This is a genomic window from Shewanella sp. 492, from assembly GCF_059338445.1.
In genome coordinates this window covers 315,765-329,680 of sequence record NZ_CM181702.1, presented here as the reverse complement: position 1 = coordinate 329,680, position 13,916 = coordinate 315,765, and the positions used below count along the sequence as shown (strand labels likewise).

General features: G+C 48.1%; 12 protein-coding genes. 2 read left to right on the top strand and 10 right to left on the bottom strand.

The window, feature by feature from the left end:
* Positions 1–311 precede the first annotated feature (311 nt).
* The 3 genes from AC5YBX_RS01515 to AC5YBX_RS01505 all read right to left on the bottom strand — a co-directional run bounded on the left by AC5YBX_RS01515 (position 312) and on the right by AC5YBX_RS01505 (position 3,725).
* Complete coding sequence (locus AC5YBX_RS01515) at positions 312–836, bottom strand: protein disulfide oxidoreductase (RefSeq protein ID WP_475515163.1); 525 nt, start codon at positions 834–836, stop codon at positions 312–314.
* Positions 833–2,986 carry a protein-disulfide reductase DsbD family protein gene (locus tag AC5YBX_RS01510; protein ID WP_494524250.1) on the bottom strand — a complete coding sequence of 718 codons (2,154 nt, stop codon included), beginning with the start codon at positions 2,984–2,986 and terminating at the stop codon, positions 833–835. The genes AC5YBX_RS01515 and AC5YBX_RS01510 overlap by 4 nt, the downstream gene beginning before the upstream one ends.
* 349 nt (positions 2,987–3,335) lie before the next feature.
* Positions 3,336–3,725 carry a hypothetical protein gene (locus tag AC5YBX_RS01505; protein WP_475515165.1) on the bottom strand — a complete coding sequence of 130 codons (390 nt, stop codon included), beginning with the start codon at positions 3,723–3,725 and terminating at the stop codon, positions 3,336–3,338.
* Between the two features lie 554 nt (positions 3,726–4,279).
* Here AC5YBX_RS01505 and AC5YBX_RS01500 point away from each other — a divergent pair.
* Positions 4,280–5,806 carry a leucyl aminopeptidase gene (locus AC5YBX_RS01500; RefSeq protein ID WP_494520269.1) on the top strand — a complete coding sequence of 509 codons (1,527 nt, stop codon included), beginning with the start codon at positions 4,280–4,282 and terminating at the stop codon, positions 5,804–5,806.
* Positions 5,807–5,937: 131 nt separating this feature from the next.
* On the opposite strand, the gene AC5YBX_RS01495 is transcribed toward AC5YBX_RS01500, so the two are convergent.
* From AC5YBX_RS01495 to lptM, 6 genes are read right to left on the bottom strand one after another with little or no spacing between them, the layout of a single operon-like run.
* On the bottom strand, positions 5,938–6,654 hold the full coding sequence (locus AC5YBX_RS01495; protein WP_475517059.1) for an HAD-IA family hydrolase: 717 nt from the start codon (positions 6,652–6,654) through the stop codon (positions 5,938–5,940).
* Positions 6,650–7,546: a tyrosine recombinase XerC gene (gene xerC, locus AC5YBX_RS01490; RefSeq protein ID WP_475515170.1), complete on the bottom strand. Its 897-nt coding sequence runs from the start codon at positions 7,544–7,546 to the stop codon at positions 6,650–6,652. Before xerC ends, AC5YBX_RS01495 begins: the two co-directional genes overlap by 5 nt.
* A gap of 4 nt (positions 7,547–7,550) precedes the next feature.
* Positions 7,551–8,189 carry a DUF484 family protein gene (locus tag AC5YBX_RS01485; RefSeq protein ID WP_475515171.1) on the bottom strand — a complete coding sequence of 213 codons (639 nt, stop codon included), beginning with the start codon at positions 8,187–8,189 and terminating at the stop codon, positions 7,551–7,553.
* A 2-nt stretch (positions 8,190–8,191) separates the two neighbouring features.
* Entirely contained in the window at positions 8,192–9,025 is an 834-nt protein-coding gene (gene dapF, locus AC5YBX_RS01480; RefSeq protein ID WP_494524249.1) for a diaminopimelate epimerase, read from the bottom strand.
* Between the two features lie 45 nt (positions 9,026–9,070).
* The gene (gene lysA, locus AC5YBX_RS01475; RefSeq protein ID WP_494520272.1) at positions 9,071–10,315 is read right to left on the bottom strand and encodes a diaminopimelate decarboxylase; all 1,245 of its coding nucleotides are present in this window, start codon (positions 10,313–10,315) and stop codon (positions 9,071–9,073) included.
* A gap of 2 nt (positions 10,316–10,317) precedes the next feature.
* Complete coding sequence (gene lptM, locus AC5YBX_RS01470; protein ID WP_494520273.1) at positions 10,318–10,488, bottom strand: LPS translocon maturation chaperone LptM; 171 nt, start codon at positions 10,486–10,488, stop codon at positions 10,318–10,320.
* A gap of 449 nt (positions 10,489–10,937) precedes the next feature.
* On the opposite strand from lptM, the gene cyaY reads away from it, so the two are divergent.
* Positions 10,938–11,270 carry an iron donor protein CyaY gene (gene cyaY, locus AC5YBX_RS01465; RefSeq protein WP_475515175.1) on the top strand — a complete coding sequence of 111 codons (333 nt, stop codon included), beginning with the start codon at positions 10,938–10,940 and terminating at the stop codon, positions 11,268–11,270.
* A gap of 38 nt (positions 11,271–11,308) precedes the next feature.
* Here the strand turns inward: cyaY and AC5YBX_RS01460 are convergent, their stop codons facing one another.
* The gene (locus AC5YBX_RS01460) at positions 11,309–13,729 is read right to left on the bottom strand and encodes a class I adenylate cyclase (RefSeq protein WP_494520274.1); all 2,421 of its coding nucleotides are present in this window, start codon (positions 13,727–13,729) and stop codon (positions 11,309–11,311) included.
* Between the last annotated feature and the right edge of the window lie 187 nt (positions 13,730–13,916).

The following is a 13,916-nucleotide window of genomic DNA, read 5'->3' as shown; positions in this document are numbered from 1 at the left end:
GAACTAAGAAGTAATTCTTAACCAGCTGTATCAGAACGGGTTTTCCAGAAATGGGAAGCCCGTTTTGCTATCTATTGCACATAATTGTCCCCTTACACGCTCTAATCGGTAACTCCCACCGCTGAGATCACGTCACAAGAGTTGCCCTCGACTCTCTACATAATGGCGCTATCTATCTGTTTATTTTACGAAGCAGCCGTGCTTACCGCGATGAAGTGATGCTGTTTGTCGCTAGCACGCTCAAGTCAATATAACCTTAACGAAAGACGTATCAATGCCTTGAGCGCTTTGCCAGCGGCAAACAGCTATGGTTAGGCTAAGAGCATGCGCCACCACATACCGGGCAGACTGGTAAAGCCTGTGGTGTAATATTTCAGCTCCCCCTCTTTAAATACCATCAGTGTGGGGGTGGCCTGCAACGACCAGGTACGGGCGATGCTATTATCCTTGTCGTTAATGGTGTCGAATCCATATTCTTGATGTTGAAGATATTTTGCTAACTTATCATCTTCACCCGAGTTCATGGCCACCGTTACCACAGGAAAATAAGCCGACATTTGATTGACCGCCGGACTGACAAAGTTACATACGGGGCACCAAGTGCCCCAAAAGTAAACCAGTACCGCTTGCTCTTGGCTTAGCGTCGCAATATCCACCGCCTGCCCTGCTAGGGTTATCCCCTTGAGTTCTGGTAAATTATCCCGTGGAATATCTTTACCACGCCACATATCCATGACACCAGTTAACACCATGGCTAACACTAACCAGAGTGCAATTGTCTTAACTCCACCCCATAATCGCTTAAACAATGGGGTGGATGACTGTTCGCTAGTCATATGTTACTCCTTGGTATTTTCGCTAAGCTGAGCTCTAATTTGTCTTGAACTACCTTGGGTTGAGCATCTGCGGATAATCTGGGTAACATGGACGCCTTATCGATTGCCTCGATCACTAAGTCACTCGTTAGAATCTCTGGTAATTCAATTCCTTGTGGCGCACCAGGGCCATATACCATGTTAAATGGCACCCCAAAACGGTTATGACGCTGAAGATAACGAGTAATTGGCGCTGACGCCTCCGTCCAATCGCCTTGCATCGGTAGCATATGCGGCTGTTGCAATTTGCTGTAAACCGGGTCTTGTAAGATCACGCCAATCTTATTGGCCTTGCAGGTGATGCACCAATCTGCGGTCACATCGACAAAGACTGTCCTACCTTGGGCGACCAGTTGATCGATCACCTGTTGATCCAGCGGTGTCCATGCTAAATCTGCTGGCAAAGGCTTAGCCCACTGATTTACTGTCATAAAGCCTAGTAGCGCCGACAACATGATGCCGACACTGAAACAGCTAACAATGGCAATAGCGCCATATTTTTTAGCCATAAACAGCATAAATGTCAGTGTGATAAGACCGGCTAGCGGCCACAGATACAAGGCATCGATAAAATTAGCTAATAGACTAATCAGCCATAAACTGGTCAGCAGTAGCATGCCTGAGAACAGGATCTTTACCGTATTCATCCAGCGACCGGGTTTTGGGAGGTAGGTTGCCACTTGCGGAAACGCCGCCACGATCAACCAAGGCAATGCCATGCCCACAGCCAATGCAGTAAAGATGACCAACAAACTCAGCACATCGGCGCCTAAGGCAAAGGCCACTACGGTTCCTAAGAAAGGCGCACTGCACGGAGTTGCAAGTAAAGTGGCAAACATGCCCTGTAAAAAGTGGCCTCGATTATCATTGCCACCGGTTGTCGCCAACTTGGTTTGTACACTCGCAGGTAAGGCGATCTCAAATACACCTAACATATTAAAGGCAAAGACAGTGGTCACCAGCGCCATGAAGCCGATAAACCAAGGATTTTGGAACTGCACCCCCCAACCAATGGCTTGGCCAGTAAACTTAAGCATTAAGATAAAACCTGCCAATAACCAGAAAGAGACTAAAATGCCCAGTGCTGAGGCGATAAACTGTTGTCGAATTTGTTTGCGTTTCAGCTCAGGTGCCGCAATCACAGAGCTCAACTTCATCCCCAATACAGGCAACACGCAGGGCATGACGTTTAAGATCAATCCCCCGATAAGCGCTAGCAGGATCATGTTAAACAGTGAGCTTCCCTCCTGCATTACAACTGTGGGGGTGACCTTGGCAGCATATTCCAGCGCACGCTCACTATCGACAACCGTGACGTTAAGCGATTGCCCCAACAGGGCTGGCTCACCAAGCCAGCTCGTGCCACTGAACAGCGCAACCAGTTGCTCACCGCCTGCATCACTCTCTGCGCGCTTAAGGCTTACCAGCTTAAATGTGGTATCTGGCTCGCCATCGATAATCACCATCGGCTGTTGCCAGTGAACATCGCTCAGTCGCACTTCGAGTATGCCTTGCCTTTCATCCCACCCCAATGTCATGGCTGCTGGCGTGACCACCTTTTGCGGTACCAGTGACACCGCCTTGTTGTAAGCAAGCATGGCATCCGTGTCTGCTGGTAAGTTATTAGCGTTAAAATCTAGGCTAATGTGATAATCCGTCAGCACGCAGATGGTGGTACAAGTCGACAGCGTCACTTTACCGCGCAGGGCCGTGGGCTCTGCAAGTTCTGCCAAGGTCAGGGTTAGCGGAAACGTGGTATTGCCGCTATAGCCGAAGGTTTGCAGCCCTAATAACGAAAACTGCTCGGGCGCTGGCCATGCCCAATCCACCTGTTGTAAATTGCTCGAATTATCCCACTTGATAGAGGGCGCGATCCCTCCCTCTCCAGGGCTACGCCAGTAGGTTTTCCAATCGCCATCCAGCTGTACTTCTAACACGGCTGGTAAGGTACGAGTGCTAACATCCACCTTACCAGTCAGCATCAAACGTACCTTGGCGGGCGGATGATTATCATTAACTAACCATCCGGTTGACGCCGCGAGCAACGATGGACTCGCTAACAATAAAACGAATATCCAGCAGGTCGTTAATAGGGATTTTAAATGACTCATTTCGTCCCCTGATTGTGAATAAAATAATTATTATTCAATAACATATATTTAATCTCTTTGGTCAGCATAACGGCTAATCACTCTGATATTCTCGATTCAGCTCATTTAGGTGATACAGCAGTAATACTTAGCATTAGGTCACTTCTATACTCGGGCTTACGCTACGAGCTACACGTCGATATGACTTAGCATTCAGCGATGCGATAGAAGATCGGTATCAAAAAGTCAGATAGGAGGAGTGCTAATTAGGGGATGCTGCAATGACTCAATCTCGCGTAATAATGCGAAAGGGAGTGACAACTGACACATCGACACATACTCACCTATCAATATGATAAATAAGTTGTTTTCATTCTTGAAAACGACAAAAAGTGAGATGTATTCGCCGAGGTTTAGCCTGGTAAACCTGAAGTAGAGGTAAACGCGTAAACACGCGAGAAGTCAGGGGAAAAAGAGGCAGTAAACACAGTAAGATCAATAACGGGGTCAGATCGTTGCTATCGCTACCGAGACGCATCGACTTTTCCGACAACTCACATGGCTTTACCTGAGCCGTGCCAGACGCTGTAGCCGATGACGGGCCATCGATATTACCAAGCGTAAGCGTGCTGCTTGCAACAGAATTAACGCTTGTCACCGCTGTAGCCGAATCGGTTTGCGCGCTCATCTCTTTGAGCAGCAAGTTAAGCATTCCACTATTTTGGGTCAAACAGAGCAGGGTCAAAATGGTAAAGACCATTGTGCCCCATAAACTACCTGTTTGCTTAGTCGCTAACTTAAAAATAGCAATCTCTCTTGGGGTTAATAACGCACATAAACGTTTTGTTGTGTTTGATAGTGCAGGTAAAACGGGTTGGTTTCAATATAGTGATGGATATGACCGCCGGAGTGTAGCAATAGTTCGACCCCATTCAAATTATTTTGCCAGTGGGCTTAGTTGCCCGCTAATGACTCTATAGTTGCACATGGCAAGATAACGCCGCATACATTGCGCTCACGCGGTCTGTAACATAGCCTAGCAACCACAGACACTTGGTTATCTAAGATTTCAAATTAAAAACAGCATATTAACAAGTCAGGTTAGGGGTAACTTAAGTTTCGACTCATGTTTATTTTGTAAACTTACCCGCCATGTGGCAACTCATGATGAAAGTTATCCCCTCTGTTAAATTACAGTGACATCTTTTCATTACATGCTACTGGCCATAATAAGAAAATTGTCAAGTTAAGCACACGCCAACTCAAGTAAAAAATACAACAACCTATCGGGCTCGATTGGCGCTAGAGGATATTATGTTAACTAAAAAAAATCTGATCACCACCGCACTGACCCTTGGCTTATGGGGAACAACTGCACAAGCAGAGACGTTCGACTTTATGCCACAGCCAGAAACTCAAGATACCTTGGTGGTATTTCAAACGGGTGAGCACGCATCCAGTGATTTAACTCGCCTAGATGCATTATCTCAACAACGGATCTCAGCTGCACTACAGCTAAAAAACTTCAGCGGAGAGATGGGACAAACCGTGGAAGTGTTAATGCCACAAGGACTCGATATCCAACGGCTCATCGTCATGGGGATCGGTGACAACAATGGCATGACGCCTGGTGATGTTAACAAGCTAGGTGCTAGCATTACGGCCTACTTTGGTGATAGCCAAAACCAAGCGATATCTATTCTCACCTCGGGGCTTAGCGATGCTAGCAGCAATGTTAGTTTCGCCGCAGAACTGGCCCACGGGATTAACTTACGCGCCTATCAATTTGATAAATACCTAACCGAGAAAAAGCCAGCCGAGAAGCACTACCAGATTAGTGTCGATAATCCCGCAGCCACTGACAAGCGCTACCAACAGCTTGCCGCCATTGAAAAAGGCGTCTTTTTAGCTCGCGATCTCACCTCAGAAGTTCCCAGTGCCATGACACCTGTCGATTTTACCAACGCGGCCCAAGAACTCAAAAAACTCGGGGTAAAGATCACCATCTTAGAGCCCAAGCAGATTGAACAGCTCGGTATGGGCGCCTTGCACGCGGTGGGTCGTGGCTCGAAGGAGGGAGCACGTTTAGTGGTGGCTCACTGGCCGGGTAATGATGATACCCCCATCGCCCTTGTCGGCAAAGGGATCACCTTCGACTCTGGTGGCTATAACATAAAAGCCACCGGCGACTCTATCTCACGTATGAAATCGGATATGGCTGGTGCAGCGACCGTATTGGGTACCATTAAAGCAATGGCCCTGCAGCAAGCTGATGTCAATGTGGTCGGCGTGATGGCAATGGCAGCCAACATGGTGTCAGATACCGCTTTTGCGCCGGGTGATGTCGTGATAACCGCCGAAGGTTTAAGCGTTGAAGTACTCAATACCGATGCTGAGGGCAGATTAGTTCTCGCCGATGGTATGTGGTATGCCCGCCACCACTATCAGCCACAAGTCATGGTGGACATCGCCACCTTAACTGGCTCAAAAGTGCGTGCGCTGGGCAAACGCTATACCGCCATCTTTAGTGACGATGACACCTTAGTCGATGAGTTAACCTTCTCTGGGCATACCGTCGATGAAAAGTTGTGGCGACTACCTCTAGCCTATGAGGATCTATTAAAGAGTCCCATTGCCGATTTAAAAAATGCCGGCTATGGCGGCCCCGGTGCGTCCACGGCGGCAGTATTTTTGAAACAGTTCAGTGGTGACACTACATGGGCCCATTTGGATATCGCTGGCAGTGCACTCGCAGCCAAAGATGAAGGGATCACGCCTAAGGGTGGCACTGGTCACGGTGTACGTCTGTTAAGCCATTGGATCATGAATCGAGACCAATAACTCAGAACACACTAAGCACGCCCCATTGATAATAAGGCGTGCTTTTTCCCTGAATACCATATCAATCGACAATGTAATGGAGTAGGTGAAATACTAATTTTTCACTTACAAGCAACTAGTTAATACCAGTGCTAAACCAGCTGCAGTAGATCGCTCAGGGCGGTTAGGTGTAAGTGCGGCAACAGCCCAGAGCCTGCCACTTGAGACTCGCGGCCAACTGCCGGGTTTAACCACGCCGCCTGACAACCCGCAAGGCGTGCGCCTTGCACATCGGCTGTATAGCTATCACCCACATGCAGTAACAACTTAGTGGGTAAAGCTAAACGTGTGGCCGCTTGATAAAACATATCAGCATAAGGCTTCATACGAGTGCCATTACCCGGATGCACCACAAACTCCAAGACCTCGCCGAGTCCAATTTGCTCGGCATCGACATTGCCATTAGTGATCCCCACTAGGCAATAACGCGCGGCTAATTGCTGTAAAATCGATAACACCTCGGGCGCTACACTAAAGTCGGCGCGATGATAACGAAAATAATCTAAGCCCTCTCTTGCCCCTATTGCCGCCACTTTTCTATCGTAACCGAGCATGAGTAGACCTTGCTCTAAGGTGACGAGTCTGGCCGCCGTGGTGTCATGGGCTAATAAAGGTGACTCGATGACTAGTTGCTGCTTAAGGTGTTGCCAATCTTGGGCTTGCCACTGCAGTGTCTTAGGGTATTGCTGAGCTAAAAAGGCCCATAATTGACGCTCGGCGTTGCGCATAACAGGACGATTATCATAAAGGGTATCGTCTAAGTCGAAGCTGATTGCATTGATAGCCGTTGGCCGAATTGCAACACTAATCATTATCACCTCGTTTTTTGGCTCTAGGGTGAGCCCCGTCGTACACCTTAGCAAGGTGTTGGAAATCAAGACTGGTATACACTTGGGTAGTCGATAAATTGGCGTGACCAAGGAGCTCTTGTACCGCCCTTAAATCGGCGCTCGACTCCAACATATGAGTCGCAAAAGAGTGACGCAGTTTATGCGGATGCACATGCATGCTCAAGCCCTGGGCTTGCCCCCATTTATTCAGCCGCGCCTGAATACTGCGATGGGCCAAACGATTACCTTTAGCTGTAACAAACAGGGCGTCATCAACACAAGGTAAGCTCGCGCGTACCATCAGCCATTGCTCAATCGCCGCCATCGCGATACGGCCGACAGGCACAATACGTTCTTTACTGCCCTTACCCATGACCTTGACCTGATAATCACTGTATTGAATATCCAAGGTATTGAGCGCGGCCAGTTCGGCGAGTCGCAGCCCAGAGGAGTAAAACAGCTCCATCATCGCTTTATCGCGCAGCGACAAAGGATCGTCCCCCTCGATAGATAACAGGTGGGTCACCGAATCTACGTCCATGTTTTTAGGCAGCGGCTTGCCTTGCTTAGGCGCACTTAACTGGGCGGCTGGATCGAGGCTAACGAGCGACTCTCGCAATAAATACTGATAAAACTGTTTTAATGCCGATACACATAGAGCGATAGAGCGTGGCCCTAACCCTTGGCGATGCAGCTTATTGAGCACCCCTTGCAGATGATCGCCATCCAGCTGGTGCCAACTCAGCCCTTGGGGTAATAAGGTTTGCACCCGCCGTAACTCAAAGCGGTAGTTGCGCACGGTATGGGGAGAAACTTGCCGCTCTGAGGTGAGATAACGTTCAAACCGCGCCGTCCAGTCTGCTACGTGCATAACATTACAACTTAGGTAGCAGGTGATCGAGCAACTGTTTTAGTTGGTCTAACAACAAGTTATCCATCTCAGGATGAAAATGTACCGGGTCGGCACTGGCGATAGCAAAGATCACCTGACCACATTGCTTAGATAAACGCGATAAGGCTACCGAACCGACCTCGCTACCAAATAACCGTTTAGACTCTGTTTGGGTCAAACGGCCAAAATAGTAACCTTGCTTCAACCGGTTACTCCAAATATGCGACAGCTCACTGTCGATATCGTGCACGGTAATTAAACGCACATGAGTAAATTGAAATTGTTGCTGCAGCTCATTGGAGAGCACCTGCCTTAGTTCACCTAAGTCGGCGGCCTGCAATAATTTAAGCGATAAAGCTGTATTAAACATGTAGATCTGCTCATTACGCGAGGCCATGGTCAGCAGTGAGGTGATCTCCTCTTCTAACTGAGCCACTCGGCTGCGTAACATCTCTTGTCTGCGTTCGACTAACGAGACGGCGCCACGTTGCGCATGGGGAATACGCATTGCCAACAACAATTCAGGGTAACGACTAAAGAAATCTGGATTATCAAGAAGATACTCGCGGATCAAAATCTCATCAAAAGGCAGCGGTGTTTTTGTATTCATAGCATCATTCATTATTATATTTGTCCGTCATACACATGCTCTGCTGGGCCAGTCATCCATAAGGGAGTCCCCTCACCGTCCCAACTAATAGTGAGCGTGCCACCGGGTAGCTCAACACGCACTCGCTTATCTAGCTTACCTTGCAACTGACCTACCACCACGGCCGCGCAAGCACCACTGCCACAGGCTAAAGTTTCGGCGGCGCCACGCTCATATACCCGCAGCTTGATATGGCCGCGCTCCACCACCTGCATAAAGCCCACATTCACCCCTTTGGGAAAGCGTTCGTGATTGGTGAGTAGCGCGCCTATGCCTTCCACATCGGCGCTGCTGATATCATCAACATCGAGCACACAATGGGGGTTACCCATAGACACGGCGCCACATAAAAAGGTGCGCATCTCATCGCCACGCTGGGTTTGCAGTAAGTAGGTCTTTTCTGCTTTTTTGGCGCTAAAAGGGATCTGGCTTGGCTCTAGAATGGGCACGCCCATATTCACAGTGACATTACCGTCGTGCTCTAACCGTAAAGTAATTTTACCCGATGCGGTGCTGACCTTAATTTTATGCTTATTGGTGAGGCCTTTATTGCGTACAAAACGGGCAAAACAACGCGCACCATTACCGCATTGTTCCACTTCGCTGCCATCGGCATTAAAGATACGATAATGAAAGTCCAAGTCAGGATCGTAAGGCGGTTCAACCAATAAAAGTTGATCAAAACCGACACCGAAATTTCGATCCGCTAATCGCTTTATCTGCTCTGGCGAGAAATAGACATTTTGGGTGACACCATCGACCACCATAAAATCATTGCCTAAACCATGCATCTTGGAGAATTGGATCAAAAGTATATTCCTTTAAATAGCTTACCTAGCTGAATTAACCATAGTTTACGGCAGTAACTGCTCACCTTGCCACAATTGCGACACGGTTTCTCGCGCTCTGACCACATAATGCTTATCACCGTCGACCATCACCTCTGCCGCTCGGGGGCGAGAGTTGTAGTTAGATGACATAGTAAAGCCATAGGCGCCCGATGAGCGTACCGCCAGTAGATCCTTGGCCTGCAGATTGAGCATTCTGTCTTTACCTAAGAAATCCCCAGTTTCACACACAGGGCCAACCACATCGTAATTACGCTCAATCCCTGCACGCGGCACTACGGGGATAATTTTTTGCCACGCACTGTACAGCGATGGGCGGATTAAGTCATTCATTGCACCATCGACAAGTGCAAAATTTTTGTCACTATTTTCTTTTAAATAAAGCACTTGAGTAACAAAGATACCGGCGTTAGCGGCAATAGCCCTACCCGGCTCGAAGATCAATTTAAGATCGCGATCGTCGAGCCTATCGAGTAACGCCGCGGCATAATCGCTGGGCGCAGGCGGCTGCTCATCATCATAAGTCACCCCAAGGCCACCGCCCACATCAAGGTGTGCAATCTTCACCCCTTGCTCGGCGAGGCGATCGATAAGCCCAAGCATTCTGTCCATCGCATCAAGAAAGGGCTGTATCTCGGTCAGCTGCGAGCCGATATGACAATCGGCCCCTTTGACCTCTAGCCCAGGTAATTGGTGAGCCCGCATAAAAATACCTTCGGCCTCTTCCATGGCAATACCAAACTTGTTCTCTTTCAGTCCAGTGGAAATATAAGGGTGTGTGCCCGCATCGACATCGGGGTTGACCCGCAATGAGACCGGGGCAATCTTGCCTACACGCAGCGCCACTTCATTAAGCTGCTCAAGTTCGGCGGCCGACTCCACATTAAAGCAATAGATACCTAGCCCTAACGCCATCTCCATTTCTGCAACGGTTTTACCCACCCCAGAAAACACCACCTTACTCGGGTCACCACCGGCTTCCATAACTCGTGCCAGCTCGCCACCTGAAACGATATCAAAACCGCTACCAAGGCGCGCCAACACGTTAAGCACCGCCAAGTTAGAATTAGCCTTCACTGCATAACAAATAAGGTGGGGATGATTAGCCACGGCACTATCAAAGGCATGCCAATGGCGCTCAAGGGTCGCGCGTGAATAAATATAAAGCGGCGTGCTATAGGTGCGCGCTAAGTCAGCCACTGAACACTGCTCGGCATGGAGCGTGCCCTCTTGATACAGAAAATAATCCATGGTTATTCCTTTACTGCAGATGTTGTTGTGGGCACCTCAGACTGGGGGGTTGCTTGCTCAGCCTGGTTATCTTGCACCTCTGGGGCCTTGTATAGTGGGCCTTTTTGACCGCAGGCCACCATAAATACACTGCCTAGCAGCAGTAACGACATCAACTTCATCTTGTTCAACATCAGACATTCCGGGATTTAGAGGGATGATAAACGACACAACAACAGCGCCGCAGTTTGCGATTTAGCACGCTTGTATCGCCCTATACTACATGGCTAATCGACCTACGCCAGCAATTTAATTTAATGGCGCGCGCCACAGGGGGGACCCCCAAATAACCAACTCACGCATTAAGCGATTCAGCTGCTGAAAATCCACATGTTTTCAATCAGCCGACCCGCCTTTGGCTCAGGCGCTTTATCGGCTAAAACAGCCCAGCCACACGCGTTTATATGCATTATTTGTGATGTTTGCAGAGATAGCTATAAAACGTCAAGCAGATATCCACCTCTTGACCGCCATTGTGAATATTTTTACTGCTTAACCGCGCTTAGCATAAAAATCAATGGAGCCTAATGGATAGCGTTGCTACTATATTGACTCTGAAAATCATTTCATTGAAGGATGCCCCATGGCAATGACTGACTCCGAGTATCACAAACTCGCCGACGAGATGTTTAGCGCACTAGAAGATGCCATAGAATATGCAATCGATGAGCAAGATGCTGATATCGATGTCGACGCATCAGGCAACGTATTACAACTGGAATTTCAGGACCGCTCAAAAATTGTGATCAACAAACAAGAGCCACTGCATCAAATTTGGGTAGCAACTCAATTTGGTGGATACCATTTCTCTTTTGTCGATGGTAAGTGGATTGATGAACGCAGTGATGCGGGTGAATTTATGCCGTTTGTCGTCGAGTCTATTCGTCGACAAGGTAATGTAACCCTTAAGTTATAAGCGTTAGCTCACGATGGCGGTGCGGCGTCTCTGCACCGCTAAAATTGCGCCGACGCCTCCTCAATACTGACCCCAAACGGTAATGCGCGCAATTGGCCATCGATGCGCACCAACCTAAAAAACTGTGGCAAGTTAAAACGCTGGTTATCGTTGTACGATTTGTTAAAGGCATGGTGATGGCTCACCTGACTGGCTAACTCGTCAATATTAGTGCCCAGCTGAGTGTAATGATTAAGCTCATTTTTTTCATCCAGCACATACACATCAATTCCCTCTTCATGCTGACGTAAGAAATACTGAATCGCGCCTAACGCGGCAAACTCTTGGATCACCTGCGGGACTTTGCTAAAAGGCTCATTGCCTAAATCTGGCCGAGGCAGCTCTAACATCCGCTGTTTAGACAGGCGCTGATAAAATGCAGATGCCTGACTTAGGTCTTTATAGTTCATCCCTTTGGAGTTAAAAAACAAGCCGTATTTTATCCCCCCGACCTCTAGCGGGTAGGCCATGGTCGATGAGCTTTGTGCTTGTTTACTTAACCGGTTGGCACGTTGCACCAATAATCTTATCGCTTTCTCAAATTGTGACGCTAGGCGACTAGAGCAGCTCACCACGTCCACTTGTACCTCATTGGGCGCCCTTTGCACCCCAGGATTGGTGTAAGACAGCGCGTCTAAAATAGCTTCATTGCCATCAAAATGATGACAATGCCACTCTCCCCAACTATTTTGGCAGATCACGTCTAACGATTGCAGCATATTGGTATGCTGACGCCCCAGCGAAAAGATATTGGCATTCATATAATCGACCATGATCTCTTGGCCACGCCAACTCACGGTGGGGTCGCTATTGAAATTGATCAAAAAAATCAATTTACGAAAGTACCAAGGTTGGCAAAGATCGAGTTTTGAAGCCCGCCACTCTGTCTCTTTTAAAATCGCCGGTAAGCGCCGAGCCGCTTTGGTTAACCGCTTAGTTTGATGCGAGCTACCATTGAACTCATACCAATGGGTTGTGGCGGTAGAAGCGCCATTTAATGCCGCCCACGCCAATAGCTTCGCCTTGCTGGGCGAGTGATATACCGCGCGGTTTGCCATAAAGTTTCTCGACTCAGGCGTGCAACGATACAAGTGGTAGTCTTGCGTTTGCTGGCTATACACCACGGTTAAATCGGTTTCGGCAATTGACTCACTCCACAGCCAATTGAGCCGCGTGATTTGAGTGTCATCTTCGCTAAAATAGGTGTGTAGCTTACGGGTTAACAAGCCGAGATCGGAGATCTTAAGGCTTTCACTCAGCTTGTTCACCGAGGCAAAATGCAATAAGGTTTGGTAACTTCCCAGCATCAATTCATTTAACTGCTCGTTAAACCATTGCAGTTGTCCACAGTGCCAATGAGCGCACTGATCTAAGGTACTTAGCAGGTTAGTAGACCAGCCCCAACACTCAACTAAGTGCTGCAGTTTGTGATAACGCCAGTCTTTGGGGTGATCGGCAACAGTCAATCTAATACCACACTTGAGGTAAAAACAGCGTCTAACAATTTCAAGACGGCGTTGATCATTTTTACTTTCTAAATAACGCTCTATCGATTGGTACAATAGAAAGTAAGCATCATTAAATGCGGAAAAATCCCCCGCCAAGGTACGCTGCCACACCTGGGCACTGACCAGCTGACTCTCGGGGTAATCACTGGCATAAGCTTCGAGCAACATTACCTTAAGCAGCGCCTTATGGGGCTTATCTAGTCCTTTATATAGCTGCCAAAGCGAAGCACCAAAATATTCACTCGCGGGTAAGTTGCTCACATCCCCCAAAAATAGGTGTGTCTTGGGGGTCGCCGATTGCGGCCACCAAGCAACAGGCTTACCCGCTAAACAAATATGGCTACGATAGAACTCTTCGAGTAACAACCAATGCTGTGAGCTACCGCTGTTTTCAATGCCAATAGTCGATGCGATGCCATCATCTTGACTGACTGAAAGTAAAAACTGCTTCGGGTGCACCAAGTAGATATTGACCTCAAAATCATACTGGGCAAACCAAGCGGTCAATTGGGTTGATTTTTGCTGTAACGATAGACGTTCATCACGAGACAAATTGGGGTCATACACCACCCAAATGTCGATATCACTTTTCGGGTTTTGACCAAAGGTGGCCGTGCTCCCCATGGAATATACGCCATAGATCGCGCTTGACTCATCGAGCCTGCTTTCTGGGATAGGGATCTCAAAAACGTTACATGCTTCTAACACCTTGTCGTCTAGGGTGTAATGCTCAATACCAAAGGGAGTCAAGGGGCCGTTATAACCGGGGAGTTCGCTGCTGTGACCATGAAAAAGCATAGGAATCAAATGGAAAAGGTGGCGCTGCAAGGGGGTGAGTATCGCCAAAGCTCGTGCAAAACGAACTTGGTTTAAGCGTTCAGCCGTTTCGATATCATGCACTTGGTTACTCAATGTTTAGTGACCCTGTTACAAATTAATTCCACTTACGCATGCTAACAGTTAATACAAAAACAGCAAGTATATGTGAAGCGGGTCACACTTTATTGAGAGGGTTACCCCGATTCAAATGGGTACACTTCAAAGAATCGACAGTCGATTCTTACATAAGTTTGAAACCAATGTTAGCATTAGCGCAACT